Source organism: Marinobacter sp. (assembly GCF_040882185.1).
Classification (GTDB): domain Bacteria; phylum Pseudomonadota; class Gammaproteobacteria; order Pseudomonadales; family Oleiphilaceae; genus Marinobacter.
The window spans coordinates 164,305-182,707 of record NZ_JBBEBW010000020.1 but is presented as its reverse complement, the minus strand read 5'-3'; the positions used below and the strand labels follow the sequence as shown (position 1 = coordinate 182,707).

Here is an 18,403-nt window from a genome sequence, read left to right as displayed (position 1 = left end):
TGCCGGATATCCGTCAAGGTGTTCTCCGGGTTAACCGATAACAGAAGGAGGCACCGTGGCCGACCAGCCATTTGACCTGAAGCGCATCGAGCGTTATGACGACCTCACCAGCGAATATACCCTTGCCATCATAACTGATGAAGACCACGCATCTCGGGTACAGTTGGACGACGGCCAGACTGCCTGGCAGTCCACCCTCAGATACGACAAGCTCTACCGCGAAGTCGATCCGGCCACAGGCAACGTAAGCTATCGCATGGAGGAAATTCCGAAAGCAGACGGCGGTGAGCATCAACTCATCAGCCTGATTGCCGAGGGTGGCCGCGGCGCTGAGTTCTCTGAGCTGGTGTTGTTCGGTAAGCGTCTGGTTACCTTTGACGACCGTACGGGCCTGGTGTGCGAAATCCGTAATCAGAACCAGTTGGTGCCCCGTCATATATTGATGACGGGTAGCGGTGACGAAAAATTCAAAGGTTTCAAAAGTGAATGGGCCACCTTGAAAGACAATGACCTGATTGTCGGCAGTCACGGGAAGAAGTCCCAGGAAGAATGGGTCAAGGTACTCGACCGTCATTATGGGCTGAAAAGTATTGACTGGAGAGACAACTATCAGCGGATCCGGGACGCCTTGGCCGTTGGCCCGGAGGGTTATGTGATCCATGAGGCCGCCGAATGGCACCCTCACCGTCGGGAGTGGTTGTTTTTCCCGCGCAAGATCTCCCACAAGCCCTTCGATGAGCCGGTGGACGAACGTGAACGGGGCGCTAACACTCTGATCATTGCCAATGAGGATTTCACCAGCATTCGCACCCTGGAGATCGGAACGCGTGTTCCGGAGCGGGGCATTTCCTCGTTTAAAGTCATTCCTGGCCATCCGAATGAGTGTATCGGGCTCAAAAGCGTGGAGATCGGAGACCGAACCGAAGCCTGGCTATTCAGCTTTAATCTCGACGGAGAGGTGTTGCAGGAAGACACATTGATTGGTCATTACAAATGCGAGGGAATAGAAATACTTTAGTGCCCGTCATACCTAACGAAACTAAACGCGACCGCGGCGCTCTGGTCGACGCACCAGTATCGGGTGGTCTGGCAGGGGTCGGTCAGCTATCGTGATTGCCCTGATGCTGTTTTTTCTCATCCACGGTGGTCGCTGCAATGAAAACCAACGGTCTTGATCCCGATGACGAGCAAGTGATTGCGCGTTTTATCGATGCTCTCTGGCTGGAGGACGGTCTGGGTGAGAAAACCCGGTCCGCTTATCGCAGTGATTTAACCCAACTGGCTCGCTGGGTGTCCGGGCGCGTCAGGAATGGCGGGCTGATTGACGTCACTCGGATGGATGTGCTGGATTGGATATCCCGGGGGCTGGCCGAGGGCCGTAAAGCCTCCACTGCTGCCCGTCGATTGTCTGGCATCCGTCGGTTTTATCGTTATCTCCTTAGAGAAGGCGCTATTCAGGAAGACCCGACACTTCGTATTGACAGCCCTCATCTGCCAAGGCGTTTACCGGACAGTCTTTCAGAGGAAGATGTCGATAATTTGTTGCAGGAGCCGGACACTGGAATTCCGCTCGAACTGAGAGATCGGGCGATGCTGGAGATCCTTTACGGTTGCGGCCTCCGGGTTTCCGAGCTGGTCGAGCTACGGGTGGATCAGGTGAATCTGCGACAGGGTGTTGTACGAATCATCGGCAAAGGTAATAAAGAGCGGCTGGTCCCCCTTGGAGAGGAAGCCGTTGACTGGCTTTTGCAATACATGCGCTCTGCTCGCCACGAACTCTTGAAAGGTAGGCCCTCTGACGCGCTGTTTCCGGGTAACAGGGCCCAATCCATGACGCGACAAACGTTCTGGTATCGTATCAAACATTACAGTCAACGCGCTGGCATAACCAAACATTTATCTCCACATACTCTGCGCCACGCATTTGCAACGCACTTGCTGAATCACGGTGCGGATTTACGGGTGGTGCAAATGCTGCTGGGGCATTCGGACTTGTCCACAACCCAGATTTATACCCATGTTGCTCGCCAGCGTTTGCAGGCACTGCATCAAGCTCACCATCCCAGGGGCTAAGAGGCTCCCTAAGGGAGAAGCATAAGCGTGGACAGGGACGAATTGGTACACTGAACTTTTCTGACCGACATAGGTCGGAACGTTCTTGTAGGCGGCATTGCAATAATTCTGGTCAGACTGTCGCTATCATTACTCTAAACGGATTACAGGATACGGTATGAGCAATCGATTCAAGTGCCCCAGCACATGGCTGTCTTTGGTGGCCGCCTTAGTGTTGGGTTTATCCAGCTCTCTCGTGCTGGCGGATGAAAATGAAAAAGCTATTTCTGACCGCCTGACGAAGAATATTCCCGGACTCTCCGTTGCAAATGTCCGTAAATCAGACGCTCCGGGTTTGTACGAGGTTCAGACCAGTACTGGAGAAACCGTTTACGCCACCGAAAACGGAGATTTCCTTTTGACAGGTGATCTGCTCCAGGTGACCGATTCCGGTATTGCGAACGTAACAGAAACCCGGCGTGCGACGCGTCGCGCGGACGTGTTGGCGGAGTTTGGCGCCAGCGGTGTGATCAGATTTCCTGCCGAGGGTGAGGAAAAAGCGGTGGTTGCAGTATTTACCGATATTGACTGTCCCTATTGCCGCAAACTCCATGACGAAATGCCCAAACTCAATAAAATGGGAATCACGGTCGACTATTACGGATTTCCCAGATCAGGGCCTGGCACCGCATCGTTCAAGAAGTATGAATCGGTTTGGTGTTCAGACGATCAGCGTAAAGCGATGGATGCCGCCAAGCAAGGGCGCCAGGTTGCTGCAAAGACCTGCGAGAATCCTGTCAGAGCCCAGTTTGAGCTCGGCGGCCAGATTGGTGTTACCGGCACGCCTGCCATTGTGCTTGAAGATGGCAATATGGTGCGAGGTTACGTGCCAGCGGAAAAACTTGCCGAGGGTTTAGGGCTGCTTTAAGGGCTAAGCGGTTTTATGAAACCGGTGAAACGTTATACTATGCCCGCGCTCGGTCATTCATAAGAAAAGAGGTGTCAGCTTGAAAGAAGTCAGGGTCGGAATCTGTGGATTGGGAACAGTGGGCGGCGGTACATTTAATGTACTGACTCGAAATGCCAGCCTGATTGCCGGGCGTGCCGGATGTAATATCCGCATTACCCGAGTGGCTACCCGAACACCCCGAAAAGATATTGATCTGGGCGATATCCCGTTCAGCACCGATGTCTTCGATGTGGTGAATGATCCCGACATTGACATAGTGGTGGAGCTGATTGGTGGCTATGAGACTGCTAAAGAGCTGGTTCTGGCGGCTATCAAGAAAGGCAAGCATGTGGTGACAGCCAACAAGGCGCTGATTGCCGTACACGGTAATGAGATATTCGAAGCGGCCGAAGAGAAAGGCGTCATCGTTGCCTTCGAAGCCGGAGTTGCGGGCGGCATTCCCGTTATTAAGGCTATTCGTGAGGGCATGGCCGCTAACCGGATAGATTGGATCGCGGGGATCATCAACGGTACTGGCAATTACATCCTGACCGAAATGCGAGCTGGCCGAGAGTTTGCCGAAGTCTTGAAGGAAGCTCAGGATCTTGGTTACGCCGAAGCCGACCCGACATTTGATGTGGAAGGTATTGACGCAGCGCACAAACTGACCATCCTGGCTTCTACCGGTTTTGGGGTGCCACTTCAATTTGAGCGCGCTTATACCGAAGGTATTTCAGAGATTACACCCTACGACATCGCTCACGCTGAGTTGCTTGGCTACCGTATCAAGCATCTGGGTATTGCCCGGCGCCGTGATAACGGAATTGAGTTGCGGGTCCATCCGACCCTGGTGCCCCGCAGCCACCTGATCGCCCAGGTTGATGGCGTACTCAATGCGATTCTTGTAGATGGCGACGCGGTTGGCCAGACCTTGTATTACGGGCCGGGCGCAGGCGCGGAAGCGACCGGGTCAGCGGTTATTGCAGATATTGTCGATGTCGCGCGCTCGGTGATGTATCAAAGCGGGCAACGGGTGCCTTACCTTGGTTTCGATCCTTCAGCGATGGATCTTCTCGAAGTGTTGCCGATGGAAGATATTCAGTCGGCTTACTACTTGCGTATCCAGGCACTTGACCGGCCAGGCGTGTTGGCCAATGTGGCCTCGATTCTGAGTGAACACGGCATCAATATTGAGTCCATCATGCAGAAAGAATCCGAGCTGAAAGATGGCAGGATCCCGGTGATTATTCTGACTCACACCGTTCAGGAACGTCAGATTAACCGGGCCATCGAAGATCTTGAAGCTCTGCCGGATATTGAAGGGCGGGTAGTTCGCATTCGTGCTGAAAACTTCAATTAACAGGGACGTAACGTGAGATATATCAGTACGCGCGGAGCCGCACCGGCACTGGGTTTTGAAGATGTGCTCCTGACGGGGCTCGCCCCTGATGGCGGGCTCTATGTGCCTGAGTCGCTGCCACACTTTACACTGGAAGAAATCCGTAGCTGGCGGGGCTTACCCTACAGCGAGCTGGCTTTCAACGTGATGTATCCGTTTGTGGAAGATGCGATCGAAGCCGATGATTTCCGAACCATGCTGGGCGAAACCTACGATGTATTTGCCCATGGAGCGGTAGCCCCGCTGGTACAGCTTGACAGCAACGAGTGGGTGCTTGAACTGTTTCGGGGTCCCACGCTGGCGTTCAAGGATTTCGCTCTGCAACTGCTGGGCCGTTTGCTGGATTACGTGCTCGAGCGGCGCAACCAGCATGTGGTGATTATGGGAGCAACTTCTGGTGACACCGGCTCTGCAGCCATCGAAGGTTGCCGGCGTTGTAAGCATGTGGATATTTTCATTCTTCACCCCCATGAGCGGGTATCGGAAGTCCAGCGCCGCCAGATGACTACAGTCAAAGGCGATAACATCCATAACATCGCGGTACGTGGCAATTTTGACGATTGCCAGCGCATGGTTAAAGCGAGTTTTGGTGATCAATCGTTCCTGGGCGGGAAGACCCAGTTGGCAGCCGTTAATTCGATCAACTGGGCGCGAATTATGGCCCAGATCGTTTATTATTTTCATGCGTCCCTGGCCCTCGGCGGGCCTGATCGAAGTGTATCTTTCTCGGTCCCCACGGGTAATTTCGGTGATATTTTTGCTGGCTATCTGGCACGTCAGATGGGACTGCCGATTAATCAGCTAGTGATTGCTACCAACCGCAATGACATTCTGCATCGCTTTATGAGCGGCAACCGTTACGAGCGGAAGACGCTGGAGCACACGCTCTCACCTAGCATGGACATTATGGTCTCCAGTAATTTTGAACGCTTACTATTCGATCTTTACGGTCGTGATGGGGCAGAAGTAAAAACATTGCTTGAAAACGCCCAGAATGGTCCGGTCAGTATTGATGATTACCGCTGGAAACACGTGCGCAAGCTGTTCGACAGTGCTGCTGTTGATGATAAGGCCACCAGCGAGATGATCCGCGAGATTTATCAACAGAATGAGTACCTGCTAGACCCTCATACCGCCATTGGTGTTAAAGCGGCTCGGGAATGCCGCCGAGACAGGAGTGTGCCCATGGTCACGCTCGGTACAGCTCATCCCGCCAAGTTTCCGGACGCCGTTAAGCAGTCCGGGGTGGAAGTTAGACCGGAGCTGCCTAAACACTTGTCGGATTTGTTCGAACGGGAAGAGAGGTTCACCGTGCTGGACGACGATATTGCAACGGTTCAGCAGTTCATTGCGGAGCATTGGAAACATGCCTGACCGCTTGATCGCAGGGTGATGACCCCGAAAAAAATTCTGCGCAGAGCCGTGCCAGAGGCTTGCCCCACCTGGGGTGAGCAGTTGCCGCCGATCCTGCGGCGGTTATACGCCGCCAGGGGGGTCACCTCGGAGGACCAACTCAGCTATACCCTCAAACATCTTGCGTCACCCATGACCTTGCGCGGTATTGATCGCGCAGTCGAGATGCTGGCTGACGCCATTCGGCAACAACAACGGGTGTTGGTTCTCGGTGATTTCGATGCGGACGGTGCCACCAGTACCGCGGTCGCTATGCTGGGGCTACCGATGCTGGGTCTGCAGGATATTGATTTTCGGGTGCCCAGCCGATTCGCTGACGGCTACGGACTGACTCCGGGGATTATCGAGAGGTTGAAGGAGGAGGGCAGTCTGCCGGATATTCTGATTACCGTGGACAACGGTATCGCAGCGGTAGACGGGGTCAGGGTTGCCAAGGCTCTGGGAATAAAAGTCGTGGTAACAGATCACCATCTGCCGGGGGCAATACTGCCGGATGCTGACGCCATCGTTAACCCGAATCAGGAAGGTTGTCCTTTTTTAAGTAAAAATGCTGCCGGTGTCGGTGTGATGTTCTATGTTTTGACGGCATTGCGTCGTCATCTAAGGGACACCGGGCAGATGACGGAGGCTCAGCAGCCGAATCTGGGCGTATTATTGGATCTTGTGGCTCTGGGCACGGTGGCTGACGTAGTGCCGTTGGACCATAACAACCGGATCTTTGTTGAGCAGGGTTTACGTCGTATTCGCCAGGGGCAGGCGCGTCCGGGCATACTTGCGTTACTGGAAGTTGCGGGTCGAGACCATCGGGAAATCAGCGCTACAGATCTTGGTTTCGTGGTGGGCCCCCGTTTGAATGCGGCGGGCCGCCTGGACGACATGAGCGTAGGCATCGCCTGTCTATTGGCAGACAGCCCCGACGAAGCCCGCCGCCTTGCCTCGGAGCTTGATAGTTTGAATCGTGAGCGCCGGAGTATTGAGACCGGTATGAAAGAACAGGCGCAGGAGTTACTGGCCTCCCTGTCGCTGGATATCGAAGGTTTACCCTGGGGGTTGGCACTGTTTGATCCACAATGGCATCAGGGTGTAATTGGTATTCTGGCGGCCCGGATCAGGGAGCAGACTCATCGCCCGGTGATTGCATTTGCGCCCTCCGATGATGGTATCGAAATCAAGGGCTCCGCGCGCTCCATTCCGGGCCTGCATATTCGCGACGTGTTGGCTGTCGTGGATGCCCGTCATCCGGGTATGCTCAGGAAATATGGCGGCCATGCCATGGCCGCAGGCATAACCATGGCGCTGGAAGATCTGGAGCCGTTTTCAAAGGCCTTTGATGACGCTATCCGCAGTACTATTTCGTCGGGCGATCTTGATGCCGCAATTACCACTGATGGACCGCTATCGCCTGCGGAGCTCAATCTCGATACGGCCGCTTTGCTTAAACGCGCCGGACCGTGGGGGCAGCACTTTCCGGAACCGTTATTTGACGGTGAGTTTGAAGTCATCCGGCAACGGATTGTGGGAGAGAACCATCTCAAGCTGGTGCTGAAACACCTTGACGGTGGCGACATCATTGACGGTATCGCGTTCAACACTGGCGCCAGCGTTCCCGACTATACCCGGACGGGGGCTCGAGTGGTTTACAAGCCGGATGCCAACACATTCCGGGGCCGCACCAGCCTGCAGTTGCTGATTGATTATCTGGAGCCGGTCGAGGCCATTAACCCAGGCTGATTTACCCGGCAATTTCCGGTAAAATGTCGCGTTCGATTTCACTGCGGGACGCTTAGGGCGTTGCGCACCATCATTTCGAGAAGGTGAGAAACGATTTCATGGAAATCAATCCGATTGTATTGACCATAAAAGATCTTCGCGAGCGCACTGATGCGCTTAGGGGGTATCTTTGACTATGATCAGCGCAGCGAACGGCTGGTTGAAGTAGAGCGCGAACTCGAAGATCCCAAAGTCTGGGAAGACCCTGAGCGGGCGCAGAAATTAGGGAAGGAGCGGGCGGACCTCGAACTGATCGTCAACACCATAGATAACCTGACGTCAGGGCTGGACGATGCCGAAGGGCTGCTCGAAATAGCCGCTGAGGAAGAGGATCAGGGTACCGCAGACGAAATCGTTGCGGATCTTGAAAGTCTCAATAAACAGCTTGAAAGGCTGGAGTTTCGCCGGATGTTCTCCGGTGAAATGGATGCCAACAATGCGTACGTTGATATTCAGGCCGGCTCAGGTGGTACCGAAGCTCAGGATTGGGCCAACATGCTGCTGCGTATGTACCTCCGGTGGAGCGAACGCCGTGGCTTCAAGTCGGAAATAGTAGAGCTTCAGGATGGCGAAGTCGCAGGCATAAAAAGTGCCACCGTCCACATTCAGGGCGAGTACGCCTATGGGTGGCTTCGAACAGAGACTGGCGTACACCGTCTGGTCCGCAAGTCACCGTTTGATTCCGGCAATCGCAGGCACACCTCTTTTTCATCGGTGTTTGTGGCACCGGAGGTGGATGACAGCTTCGAGATCGAAATCAATCCTGCTGACTTGCGAGTGGACGTTTATCGGGCCTCGGGCGCAGGTGGTCAGCATGTTAACCGCACCGAGTCAGCGGTACGTCTTACCCATAATCCGTCCGGGATCGTGGTGGCCTGCCAGGCAGGGCGTAGCCAGCATGCGAACAAAGATCAGGCCATGAAACAGCTCAAGGCCAAACTGTTTGAAATGGAAATGCAAAAGCGCAACGCTGAAAAACAGCTGCTTGAAGATTCCAAATCGGACATTGGCTGGGGCAGTCAGATTCGCTCCTACGTTCTGGATGACAGTCGCATCAAGGACCTCCGTACTAAAGTCGAGACCAGCAATACCCAGGCGGTACTTGATGGCGACATCGACAAGTTTATTGAAGCCAGCCTGAAAATGGCCCTTTAAACCCATACATCACCGATTCTATTCGCCAGCGAGAGACCATGACTGACCAAACCCCAAATGCCGTCCCGCACGATGAAAACAAGCTGATCGCCGAGCGCCGCGCCAAGCTGGGCGAGTTGCGGGAACAGGGCAATCCGTTTCCGAATGATTTTCGCCGTGACAGCACCGCCGAAAGCCTCAAGACGGCCTATGGTGATAAATCCAAAGAGGAGCTGGAAGGACTAGGTATTACAGTGGCCATTGCTGGTCGCCTGATGCTCGACCGGAAAGCGTTCAAAGTGGTTCAGGATATGTCTGGCCGGATACAGATTTACGCCACCAAAGACGTCCAGAAGGACACCAAACACTGGGATCTCGGTGATGTGGTAGGAGTGCGCGGGGTATTGTGCAAGTCGGGCAAGGGCGATCTGTATGTGGCGATGGATGAGTATGTGTTACTCACCAAATCTCTGCGACCGTTACCTGAGAAGCATAAAGGTCTGACCGATACCGAGGCCCGATATCGCCAACGCTATGTCGACCTGATGGTTAACGAGGATACCCGTCGGGTGTTTCATGCCCGTTCCAAGATCATCAACTGCATCCGTAATTTCTTTACCCAGCGCGATTTCATGGAAGTCGAAACGCCTATGCTGCAGGTGATCCCGGGGGGCGCGACAGCGCGACCTTTCGTGACTCACCACAATGCTCTGAACATCGATATGTATCTGCGGATTGCACCAGAGCTATACCTCAAGCGTCTGGTAGTGGGTGGTTTCGAACGAGTGTTCGAGATTAACCGGAATTTCCGTAATGAAGGTCTCTCCACCCGGCATAATCCTGAATTTACCATGCTGGAGTTCTATCAGGCTTACGCTGACTTTAATGACCTGATGGATCTCACTGAAACAATGTTGCGCGAAACCGCACAGACTGTTTTGGGCACCACGATGGTGGTCAATACCAGACCCCTCAAGAGTGGTGAGATCGAAACCATTGAATACGACTTCGGTAGCCCATTTGCCCGCATCACGGTGGTGGACTCGATTCTGAAGTTTAACCCGGATATTAAGGCCGAACAGATTAATGACGAGTCGGGCGCCCGGGCGATAGCCAAAGATCTGGGTATAACCGTGAAGGCTGGCTGGGGCCTGGGGAAGGTTCAGATTGAGATTTTCGAGAAAACCGTCGAGCATCGCCTCATGCAGCCAACATTTATTACCGAGTATCCGACGGAAGTCTCCCCTCTGGCTCGCAGGAAGGACAGCAATCCGTTTGTGACTGAACGTTTCGAGTTCTTCGTGGGCGGTCGTGAAATTGCCAATGGCTTCTCCGAGTTGAACGATGCCGAAGATCAGGCGGAGCGCTTCCAGGAGCAGGTGGCTGAGAAAGATGCCGGTGATGACGAAGCCATGTTCTATGACGAAGATTACGTTACAGCGCTGGAATACGGTTTGCCGCCAACCGCCGGTGAAGGCATTGGCATTGACCGTCTGGCGATGCTGTTGACGGATTCACCGTCCATCCGGGACGTCATTTTGTTTCCCGCCATGCGTCCAGATCATCGCTGAGTCATGAAACCGGTCGATGTGCTCGCCAGTCAGCTCAAGCCCGGCCGGGGCTGGTCTGAGCATCTGGAAGAGACCTTTCGTCAGCCTTACATGACGTCGCTGGCGGAATTTCTGGCGGCTGAAGAGCAGGCGGGAAAGGTGCTTTATCCTGCAAGCCAGCATTGTTTTAATGCGCTTAATAGCACGCCGCTGGATAAGGTCTCGGTGGTTATACTGGGGCAGGATCCCTACCACGGCCCAGGCCAGGCCCACGGTCTGTGCTTCAGCGTGCGACCGGGTGTGACGCCGCCTCCGTCTCTGGTTAATATGTTCAAGGAGCTCGACACAGATGTCGGCTTCAAAACGCCAGACCATGGCTGTCTTCAGCCCTGGGCTGAGCAGGGCGTGTTGCTTCTTAACAGTGTCTTGACGGTGGTTCAGGGTCAGGCTGGTGCCCATCAGGGCAAAGGCTGGGAAATGTTTACCGATCGCGTTATTGACATCGTTAATCGCGAACGGAAAGGTGTAGTTTTTATCCTATGGGGCAGCTACGCCCGCAAAAAGGGTAAGGCCATTGATCGACAGCGTCATCATGTTCTTGAGGGCCCCCACCCGTCACCGCTGAGCGCCTACCGGGGATTTTTTGGTTGCCAGCACTTCTCCCAGGCTAATCAGTGGCTGCAACAACAGGGTCTGCCCACGGTCGAGTGGCAACTGCCCTCGAAGCAAGCTCTACTTGAACAGTACAAGGCCTCCCGATAGCCCATACCGATTCGCGACTGAAGTCGCTCCTTCAATCACAAGGTTTGGAGTTACTGTAACAGCGCCATGGCGGCTGCCATCTGAGCGTTCAGGTCTTCTTCGTCGTTCAGATCTTTTTCCGGATCCATGCCGAGTCGGTCAAAGGCTGAAATGGTGGTCCAGTCCATTTCTGTCAACGGATGGTCAGAACCCATGACTAACTGCAGGTTTGCCACCATAACCAGGTCAGCGTAATCAGCGGAGGGGACTTCGCGCTGGAATCTGGAATATTCGAGCGGAACTTGTTGCAATTCAGGGGGGAAATCCCATTTTTTCAGGATTTCACATCCGAGAATGGGATGGATTTCGTTGATGACATTGTCCAGCATGATACCGCTGATCTGAATGTCCTGATCTTCCACATAACGCAAAACCGGCAGTATTCCGATCAGGTGAACCAGTCCGGCCAGAGTCGCCTGATCTGGCTTGAGCTTGGTGTAATGCTGGGCCAGAACATGGCATATACCCGCCACTTCGGTACTGGTCTGCCAGGTCGAGCGGAGGCGGGTGTCAATCAAGTCCGAGGTGGCCTGGAACATTTGCTCCATCGCCAGACCCATTGCCAGGTTGCTGGTATAGGCCATGCCAAGACGGCTGACCGCCATATTGAGATTTTCTATCGCCCTCGAACCCCGGAAGAGGGGGCTGTTACAGACCCGTATAAGCCGTGCAGATAGTGCGGTGTCAGTACTGATGACCTTAACAAGATCAAGGATGGACGAATCGTCTGACTCTGCAATTTCCCGAACCTGCAGCGCAGCCTCTGGCAGGGTGGGTAACACCAGTTTGTCGTTTTCGATAGCGGTGAGCAGGTCATTCTTGATGGTTTCAACGATCGTTGACATAGATAGTCTTAATCCGTGGGCAGTGTGTTAGGGAGCCTCTGTATAGCTCCTTAGCCTTGATTCAGTCGTAGTTATAGCAAATTATTACGTGGCTGCCTGTCAACTTATGTATCTTTTGGAGCTGATTTTTGACGTTCAATTACCGTGTATGGGAGGTTTTCGAGGGTAACTTCGACAGGCGGAACTGTATCCAGTAACAGGGTTTTGTCGGTTGCATCGTGCCGTAGTACGGCAAGAAGTTCAGCGGTACCGTCGTTCAACATCGCGACATTGACGATATGGCCCACAGGGTGATCGCCAGCGAGAATTGCCTGCCCGGGAATGGGGGTGGTCTGTAGCTCAGCGGTGTGAAGTCGGAACAGGCTTTTTTTCAGTTGACCGAGAAAATGCATCCGGGCGATCACTTCCTGCCCGGTGTAGCAGCCTTTCTTGAAATGGATACCGTCGACATGTTGCCAATTCAACATTTGCGGTATGTAGGTATCCTGAGTGTCCGGCGTCAGGCTGGCCACTCCTGAGGCTATTTCGGTGGCTTGCCAGTCGGCATCTGAGGCGTGACAGGATGACCTCAATGCGCTGTCGAGTTCGGAACTCAGCGGCCCGAGGCGCCATAGTTCGAAGCGTGGCGTGCCATCTGCGGTATCCTGGGTTCTGATCAGCCGATGATTATCGACCATACGGGTGGCGCCCGGTTTATCAAGCGCAACCCCTCCTTCACCAACAAGCGCGTGGTGCCCGATGAGTCCGATGACTTGGGCGTCGTCCACGATGTTCATGGTGGTTCCGCGAAACAGCATCAGGTACTTCTTTAGGTGTGTGATGGTGGCCTCAGCGAGACTTCGGGGCAAGGCCAGCAGAAAATCCTCGTTATGGCGTACCAGGCGGGTCAGAAGATACGCGCGACCCTTCGGGTTGCACGCCGCAGCCCGGGGTGAGTGGGTGTCCGTGGCCTCGTCCAGGCTCTGGGTGAGCTGCCCATGGAGAAACTGCCGCGCCGAAGGGCCGCTGACCCGGACTATCTGTAGATTATCCAGCACCGCATGGGCGGGTTGCGTAAGAGCTTGGCTTGTGCGGGGTGTTGGGTTGACGGCTTCCGGCATGGAGCGCTCCAAAAAGGTTTATCGAAATGAAAGGTCACCGGCAAGTCTGTGGTCTCTGCCTGTTATCGCTCAGTGCTGTCATTATGATCGTCGCGGCTGCGACTCGGGCCAGACAGTCTGAGCCACACTCGAAGTTGTCTGAAGGCCTCAGGGTTGCTGTTACGGGACCACCGGAGTTCAGGAGACAGCGCTATGATAACGATCATCGGTGGTTTTAATGTGGTGTCGTGAAGAGTCAGTTTCAAGAGCGCCATTTTTCCAAAAACACGGCTTTCGGCGCTGGCCCGGGCCCGAAATTGTTTTCCATTACGCAGTCGGGCGAATAACTGATCCTCGTCGACGCTGAGCTGCACGACAGAGTCGGAGGATGCCAGTAAACCACTGGCCCTCGCTTGCCACAGGGCGCCTGCCAGTCCAACCGGACAAAACCATAGCAGTAAGGGTGGGCCGGTCAGGCCGATCAATAATGCCGAGATGACCAATGCCAGCCAGGGCGATGAGGCGATAAACCCCGCACTCAGCGAGGGGTAAAGCCGAACGTCAATCTGGCTGGACACGATTCACTATCATATTGACGATGGACTTCAGCTCGGGATCGTCAGGCTCCCCCCGTTGCATGAACCACTGCCATATATCGGCGTCTTCACAGGTCAGCAATTTTTCATACTTGACCTGATCTTCTCTCGGCAGATCCCGGTACACTTCTTCCAGAAACGGAATCAGCAGCACATCAAGTTCCAGCATGCCGCGTCGGCTATGCCAGTAAAGGCGATTGAATTCTGTGTTATCAGCCATCAGCAGTCTCGTTTAAGGTTCGAATAAAGGTTTCAGCGACGCGGGCAGAGCTCAAGGCGACTTGGTCCGAAAAGTGGTCGGGACCAGGACGGTATCTTTTACCTCATGAAGCAGGCCCGGGTAGTCCAGCGTGTAATGGAGTCCTCGGCTTTCCCTGCGCTGCATCGCAGAACAGATGATCAGATCGGCGATGGTAACCAGGTTACGGAGTTCGAGCAGGTCATTAGAAACCCTGTAGTTACTGTAAAATTCGCCAATTTCCCGGGATAGAAGGTCGACCCGATGTTTTGCCCGTTGCAGTCGTTTTGTGGTTCTCACAATACCGACATAATCCCACATGAAGTGCCGAAGTTCGTCCCAGTTGTGGGATATGACGACGTCTTCATCGGAATCCCGAACCTGGGATTCATCCCAATCCGGGGCTTCAGCAGGCGGCGGTATGTCGGTGGCACAGCGTTCAATATCTGCAGCAGCGGCGCGGCCATAGACCAGACACTCCAGCAAGGAATTGCTCGCCATCCTGTTCGCGCCATGAAGGCCGGTAAATGCGACCTCACCTACAGCGTATAGTTGATTAACGTCGGTTCTGGAGCGGTGGTCGGTCATGATTCCGCCGCAGGTATAGTGGGCGGCGGGCACTACCGGAATAGGCTCCTTAGTCATATCAACCCCAAATTCCAGACACTTTTCATAAATGGTCGGAAAATGACGTCGAATAAAATCTGCTGGTTTATGGCTTATATCCAGGTAAAGATGATCTGCTCCAAGGCGTTTCATTTCGTGGTCAATGGCTCGCGCCACTATGTCCCGGGGCGCCAGTTCGCCCCGGGAATCGAACTGTTCCATGAACCGGGAACCATCCGGTAATCGCAGGTAGCCGCCTTCTCCACGTACAGCTTCTGTAATCAGAAAAGATTTTGCGTGGGGGTGGTACAGGCACGTAGGGTGGAACTGATTGAATTCCATGTTGGCGGTGCGGCAGCCCGCACGCCAGGCGATAGCGATACCATCTCCAGAGGCGCCATCCGGATTGCTGGTATAACGGTACGCCTTACTGGCGCCGCCGGTCGCAATAACCACGAACCTGGCACGGAACAACTCTACATGATTGTCTTCAAGGTTCAGTACATACGCCCCGACACAACGATTACCCGGTAATCCCAGCTTGCGATGGGTGATCACGTCGACCGCAACCCGGGACTCCATCAACTCAATATTGGCGCGGCTAGCTGCCTGTTGACTGAGGGTGCTGGAGACGGCATGGCCGGTGGCATCGGCGGCATGAATAATACGGCGATGGCTGTGGCCCCCCTCACGGGTGAGATGGAACTGCGCGTTATCGTCCTTGGTAAAATCAACCCCGCTGGCGACCAGCCAGTCGATGCTTTCTTTACCATGCTCGACCGTAAAACGCACGGCGTCTTCATGACAGAGCCCGGCGCCAGCCGCCAGGGTGTCTGAAATGTGGTCCTCTACAGAGTCTTCATTGTCCAGTACAGCGGCGATACCGCCTTGTGCCCAAAGCGTGGCGCCGCTGGTGATCTTGCCCTTGCTCAGAACGGCGACACGAAGGTGGGTCGGTAAATTCAGCGCAACCGTGAGTCCGGCAGCTCCGCTACCGATGATAAGAACGTCGTGTTCGTATGATTGTGGCATCAGATCGTTATCGCGGGTCATAATGTGGGCTTGTATTGAACTAAACTTTACGGCTGCTGTCTATTTGCCCGAATGGGAGGCGCCAACGATACGCTGGTGCCGAACACCATAAGGGAGCCGTTTGAGCAGCTGTATGAATCTACCCAGAAGGCAGACGCCCGGCCGTCAGGCCGCCGATCCAAGGCCCGGTAACAGATACATGGCTCCGGAATCAGACAACCATCCCGTCGTCACTGCGGAAAGTCAGACCGATCTCCAACTTGTGAGAAAGGTTAAGCGCGGTGAGCGGTCGGCGTTCGACCTGCTGGTAATCAAATACCAGTCACGGGTGGCGTCGATTATCAGTCGATATGTCTACGATAACCAGGATGTGATGGACTTGACCCAGGAGTCGTTCGTGAAGGCATATCGCGCATTAGAGCGATTTCGCGGTGACAGCGCCTTTTATACCTGGCTTTACAGAATAGCGGTGAACACCGCAAAGAACTTTCTGGAGTCCCGGTCGCGCCGGCCTCAGGGTAGTGCTGATTCAGCTGAAGCGGAGAATTTTGAGGACGGTCGCAAGCTCCGTGACAATGCGAGTCCTGAGCGGCTGCTGCAACGGGAACAATTGCAGAAGGCACTACAAAAGGCGATTGGTGACTTGCCGGAAGAGCTCCGGTCGGCTTTTCTGCTCCGCGAGTATGACGGCCTCAGTTATGACGATATCGCTCGTATCCTTGAATGCCCGATCGGCACGGTGCGGTCACGAATTTTCCGAGCCAGGGATGCCGTTGACCGGCAGCTTGGCCCGATGCTGGATGACATGTAATGACACGATTGGCCAACGCTGTAAACGTTGTGAAAAAAGAGGTTTGAAGCGATGGATGACCGCCTGAAAGAAACCTTGTCGGCAATGATGGATGATCAGGCCGATGAGCTCGCTGTTCGCCGCCTGCTGTCCAACGCTGAGCACCACGAGCTGCGGGGCCAGTGGCGACGCTGGCAGCAAATGCACGACTTGATGCGAGATGATCCTATCTTGCCAGCGCCTGTGGATGTGAGTGCCGGGGTCAGGGCCTCCCTCTTCGGAGAGTCTGCCGAGAGGCCGGGAAGAGCCGCAGCTAACCAGGGGTCCGGGAAAACCTCCCCATGGCGCTGGTCGGCAGCCGCAATGGTGGTGGTCTCGCTGGCGGTCGGGTTCGGTATGGGGTCTGAGTGGGAATCCGACGGGATGGGAGTGGCGGCGTCTGGCCCGGTATCCACCGCTCTGGAAGTCCCGCCAACTGAGGAAGCTGTGCCTGAAATTGCCTTGCAGGGTCTGGATGAAGAACAATGGGAACATTTAAGTCGCTATCTGCTGGAACATGCTCAGCATAACAGCGTTGGCGCTGGTCGCGGATCCATTGGTTACGCCCGCCTGGCAAGTGTGTCAGGTGCAGTCCGTTAAGGATGTCGAGGTAACATGAGCGCCATAGTAAAGCCTGAAAACCGGTATCATCTGATGGTTACTGTTTGGTTGCTGGTCGCGACGGCGATGTCGTCGCCGGTCTCGGCCGAGCAGCCTGATACTGCGGAAGGCTGGCTTATGAAACTGGGTCCGGCGCTGAATATGACCAGTTACCGGGGGGTGTTCGTCTACGCCCGGGGTGATCGAATCAGCACCATGCAGGTGGCACACCGTTACCATAACGGCCAGGTGGAGGAGCGCCTCGTGCAGCAGGACGGCGAGAATGGCGAGATTGTCCGTAAAGGCATGAAAGTTTTCTGTGTGCTGCCTGATCATGGCCGCATCCAACTGGATCAGATTATTCCCTCTGGGCCTTTCGCCGAAGCTTTTTCGAGTCAATTGGTGCCAATCAGTCGCTGGTACATACCGAAGACGCTTGAGGATGACCGGGTTGCGGGCTATCCGGTCGTAGTTGTCGCCCTCAATGCCAGAGACCAGCATAGATACAGCTATCGGTTGTGGCTGGAAAAAAAGACCGGTCTGCTGGTCAAGAGCCATGTGCGGTCTGAGGATGAGATTCTTGAGCGCTTTCATTTCACCAGTCTCGAGATCACCGACGCACTGCGGGACAGTGAGTTCGAAATTCAGCTTCAGGGTCCTGCAATTCAACGCATTCTGCAGTCGCCCGCAACGGACAAAGCCAAACAGCGAATGGACGGTTGGCGTCTGAAGTGGCGGCCGGAAGGTTTTATTCCGGCCGCCGCACCTGGTGCGGGTCAAGGCAGGGTGGTTGCTTTTTCGGATGGCCTGGCATCGTTTTCGGTATTCGTGGAGTCTGCTGTATCGGTCGATATGCCGACCGGTGCCTCCCGCATTGGCGCCACCACCGCGTACATGCGGAAGGTAGAGGTTGGCGACCGGAGCTTCCTGGTTACGGTGGTAGGGGAAATTCCGCCGTCTACCGCGATGCGCGTTGCAGAGTCCGTCGATATTGAAGATGCGTTCGTAGTCGGAAGGCATAAGCCTTGATTTCAGAGCGGGGTCGCGTCGTTGCGGAGAAAGGCGATCAGGTCTGGGTTCAGACCATACGGGAGACTGCCTGCCAGAGTTGCAGTGCCAGACAGGGGTGTGGGCAACGGGCACTTGCCAGTGTGACATCTGGTCGCGCGAATCAGATTTTGGTTGAGAATCATCTGAACGCGCGAGTGGGTGATGAGGTAACGGTATCGATCTCGGAATCGGCGCTGTTACACGCATCCTTGTGGGTATATGCGGTTCCGTTATCCGCACTGGTGACGGGGGCAGTGTTGGGCCAACAGCTAGCACCTGGCTCTGACAGTCTTGCCATAGTGCTCGCCAGCCTCGGGTTGGGGCTTGGTTTCTGGCTGGTAAGCCGTCATCAGCGAACAGCCAGTTCGCGTTTCCAACCGCGGCTTCAGGGTATTGAAAATTTACCCTGAACCTTTACGTTTATTAAGCTGCAGACAGAGTGTGTGGCGAGAGAAAATAT

18 protein-coding genes are annotated in these 18,403 nt (G+C 54.7%); 13 read left to right on the top strand and 5 right to left on the bottom strand.

Going from position 1 to position 18,403, the window contains the following annotated elements:
* Positions 1-55: 55 nt before the first annotated feature.
* From WEB64_RS11530 to ung, 9 genes are all read left to right on the top strand, one after another.
* Complete coding sequence (locus WEB64_RS11530) at positions 56-1,018, top strand: hypothetical protein (RefSeq protein ID WP_368061299.1); 963 nt, start codon at positions 56-58, stop codon at positions 1,016-1,018.
* A gap of 137 nt (positions 1,019-1,155) precedes the next feature.
* Positions 1,156-2,073 carry a site-specific tyrosine recombinase XerD gene (gene xerD / locus WEB64_RS11525; protein ID WP_368061300.1) on the top strand — a complete coding sequence of 306 codons (918 nt, stop codon included), beginning with the start codon at positions 1,156-1,158 and terminating at the stop codon, positions 2,071-2,073.
* A gap of 157 nt (positions 2,074-2,230) precedes the next feature.
* Complete coding sequence (locus WEB64_RS11520) at positions 2,231-2,980, top strand: DsbC family protein (protein ID WP_368061301.1); 750 nt, start codon at positions 2,231-2,233, stop codon at positions 2,978-2,980.
* 79 nt (positions 2,981-3,059) lie between these two features.
* The gene (locus tag WEB64_RS11515) at positions 3,060-4,361 is read left to right on the top strand and encodes a homoserine dehydrogenase (RefSeq protein WP_368061302.1); all 1,302 of its coding nucleotides are present in this window, start codon (positions 3,060-3,062) and stop codon (positions 4,359-4,361) included.
* Positions 4,362-4,373: 12 nt separating this feature from the next.
* Complete coding sequence (gene thrC, locus WEB64_RS11510; RefSeq protein ID WP_368061303.1) at positions 4,374-5,774, top strand: threonine synthase; 1,401 nt, start codon at positions 4,374-4,376, stop codon at positions 5,772-5,774.
* 18 nt (positions 5,775-5,792) lie between these two features.
* Entirely contained in the window at positions 5,793-7,544 is a 1,752-nt protein-coding gene (gene recJ / locus WEB64_RS11505; RefSeq protein WP_368061304.1) for a single-stranded-DNA-specific exonuclease RecJ, read from the top strand.
* 98 nt (positions 7,545-7,642) lie between these two features.
* A protein-coding gene (gene prfB / locus WEB64_RS11500; protein ID WP_368061305.1) for a peptide chain release factor 2 occupies positions 7,643-8,738 on the top strand; the annotation gives its coding sequence in 2 pieces (ribosomal slippage) (positions 7,643-7,714 and positions 7,716-8,738; 1,095 coding nt in all).
* A 38-nt stretch (positions 8,739-8,776) separates the two neighbouring features.
* Positions 8,777-10,288 carry a lysine--tRNA ligase gene (lysS, locus tag WEB64_RS11495; RefSeq protein ID WP_368061306.1) on the top strand — a complete coding sequence of 504 codons (1,512 nt, stop codon included), beginning with the start codon at positions 8,777-8,779 and terminating at the stop codon, positions 10,286-10,288.
* Positions 10,289-10,291: 3 nt separating this feature from the next.
* Entirely contained in the window at positions 10,292-11,029 is a 738-nt protein-coding gene (gene ung / locus WEB64_RS11490; protein ID WP_368061307.1) for a uracil-DNA glycosylase, read from the top strand.
* Between the two features lie 50 nt (positions 11,030-11,079).
* Here ung and WEB64_RS11485 read toward each other — a convergent pair whose 3' ends face one another.
* The 5 genes from WEB64_RS11485 to nadB all read right to left on the bottom strand — a co-directional run bounded on the left by WEB64_RS11485 (position 11,080) and on the right by nadB (position 15,464).
* Complete coding sequence (locus tag WEB64_RS11485; RefSeq protein ID WP_368061308.1) at positions 11,080-11,913, bottom strand: HDOD domain-containing protein; 834 nt, start codon at positions 11,911-11,913, stop codon at positions 11,080-11,082.
* Positions 11,914-12,017: 104 nt separating this feature from the next.
* Positions 12,018-13,013, bottom strand: a complete 996-nt coding sequence (locus WEB64_RS11480; RefSeq protein ID WP_368061309.1) for a folate-binding protein YgfZ — start codon at positions 13,011-13,013, stop codon at positions 12,018-12,020.
* 62 nt (positions 13,014-13,075) lie between these two features.
* A complete protein-coding gene (locus tag WEB64_RS11475; RefSeq protein WP_368061310.1) occupies positions 13,076-13,570 on the bottom strand; it encodes a hypothetical protein in 495 nt (164 codons plus the stop codon).
* Positions 13,554-13,808, bottom strand: a complete 255-nt coding sequence (locus WEB64_RS11470; protein ID WP_368061311.1) for a succinate dehydrogenase assembly factor 2 — start codon at positions 13,806-13,808, stop codon at positions 13,554-13,556. The genes WEB64_RS11475 and WEB64_RS11470 overlap by 17 nt, the downstream gene beginning before the upstream one ends.
* Before the next feature lie 51 nt (positions 13,809-13,859).
* The gene (nadB, locus tag WEB64_RS11465; protein WP_368061456.1) at positions 13,860-15,464 is read right to left on the bottom strand and encodes an L-aspartate oxidase; all 1,605 of its coding nucleotides are present in this window, start codon (positions 15,462-15,464) and stop codon (positions 13,860-13,862) included.
* 199 nt (positions 15,465-15,663) lie between these two features.
* Here nadB and rpoE point away from each other — a divergent pair, with 199 nt between their 5' ends.
* Genes rpoE through WEB64_RS11445 form a run of 4 tightly spaced genes read left to right on the top strand, consistent with a single transcriptional unit; the run spans position 15,664 to position 18,353 of the window.
* Positions 15,664-16,275 carry an RNA polymerase sigma factor RpoE gene (gene rpoE / locus WEB64_RS11460; protein ID WP_368061312.1) on the top strand — a complete coding sequence of 204 codons (612 nt, stop codon included), beginning with the start codon at positions 15,664-15,666 and terminating at the stop codon, positions 16,273-16,275.
* Between the two features lie 51 nt (positions 16,276-16,326).
* Positions 16,327-16,893 (top strand): sigma-E factor negative regulatory protein, encoded by a 567-nt coding sequence (locus WEB64_RS11455; protein WP_368061313.1) that lies wholly within the window; start codon positions 16,327-16,329, stop codon positions 16,891-16,893.
* A 15-nt stretch (positions 16,894-16,908) separates the two neighbouring features.
* The gene (locus WEB64_RS11450; RefSeq protein WP_368061314.1) at positions 16,909-17,922 is read left to right on the top strand and encodes a MucB/RseB C-terminal domain-containing protein; all 1,014 of its coding nucleotides are present in this window, start codon (positions 16,909-16,911) and stop codon (positions 17,920-17,922) included.
* Positions 17,919-18,353 (top strand): SoxR reducing system RseC family protein, encoded by a 435-nt coding sequence (locus WEB64_RS11445; protein ID WP_368061315.1) that lies wholly within the window; start codon positions 17,919-17,921, stop codon positions 18,351-18,353. Before WEB64_RS11450 ends, WEB64_RS11445 begins: the two co-directional genes overlap by 4 nt.
* The last annotated feature ends 50 nt before the right edge of the window (positions 18,354-18,403 follow it).

What these genes read in the sequence shown, in the direction of transcription:
- xerD (WP_368061300.1), top strand. Translation starts at nt 1,156, where the DNA reads ATGAAAACCAACGGTCTTGATCCCGATGACGAGCAAGTGATTGCGCGT.
- WEB64_RS11520 (WP_368061301.1), top strand. Translation starts at nt 2,231, where the DNA reads ATGAGCAATCGATTCAAGTGCCCCAGCACATGGCTGTCTTTGGTGGCC.
- recJ (WP_368061304.1), top strand. Translation starts at nt 5,793, where the DNA reads ATGACCCCGAAAAAAATTCTGCGCAGAGCCGTGCCAGAGGCTTGCCCC.
- lysS (WP_368061306.1), top strand. Translation starts at nt 8,777, where the DNA reads ATGACTGACCAAACCCCAAATGCCGTCCCGCACGATGAAAACAAGCTG.
- ung (WP_368061307.1), top strand. Translation starts at nt 10,292, where the DNA reads ATGAAACCGGTCGATGTGCTCGCCAGTCAGCTCAAGCCCGGCCGGGGC.
- WEB64_RS11485 (WP_368061308.1), bottom strand. Translation starts at nt 11,913, where the DNA reads ATGTCAACGATCGTTGAAACCATCAAGAATGACCTGCTCACCGCTATC.
- WEB64_RS11480 (WP_368061309.1), bottom strand. Translation starts at nt 13,013, where the DNA reads ATGCCGGAAGCCGTCAACCCAACACCCCGCACAAGCCAAGCTCTTACG.
- WEB64_RS11470 (WP_368061311.1), bottom strand. Translation starts at nt 13,808, where the DNA reads ATGGCTGATAACACAGAATTCAATCGCCTTTACTGGCATAGCCGACGC.
- nadB (WP_368061456.1), bottom strand. Translation starts at nt 15,464, where the DNA reads ATGCCACAATCATACGAACACGACGTTCTTATCATCGGTAGCGGAGCT.
- rpoE (WP_368061312.1), top strand. Translation starts at nt 15,664, where the DNA reads ATGGCTCCGGAATCAGACAACCATCCCGTCGTCACTGCGGAAAGTCAG.
- WEB64_RS11455 (WP_368061313.1), top strand. Translation starts at nt 16,327, where the DNA reads ATGGATGACCGCCTGAAAGAAACCTTGTCGGCAATGATGGATGATCAG.
- WEB64_RS11450 (WP_368061314.1), top strand. Translation starts at nt 16,909, where the DNA reads ATGAGCGCCATAGTAAAGCCTGAAAACCGGTATCATCTGATGGTTACT.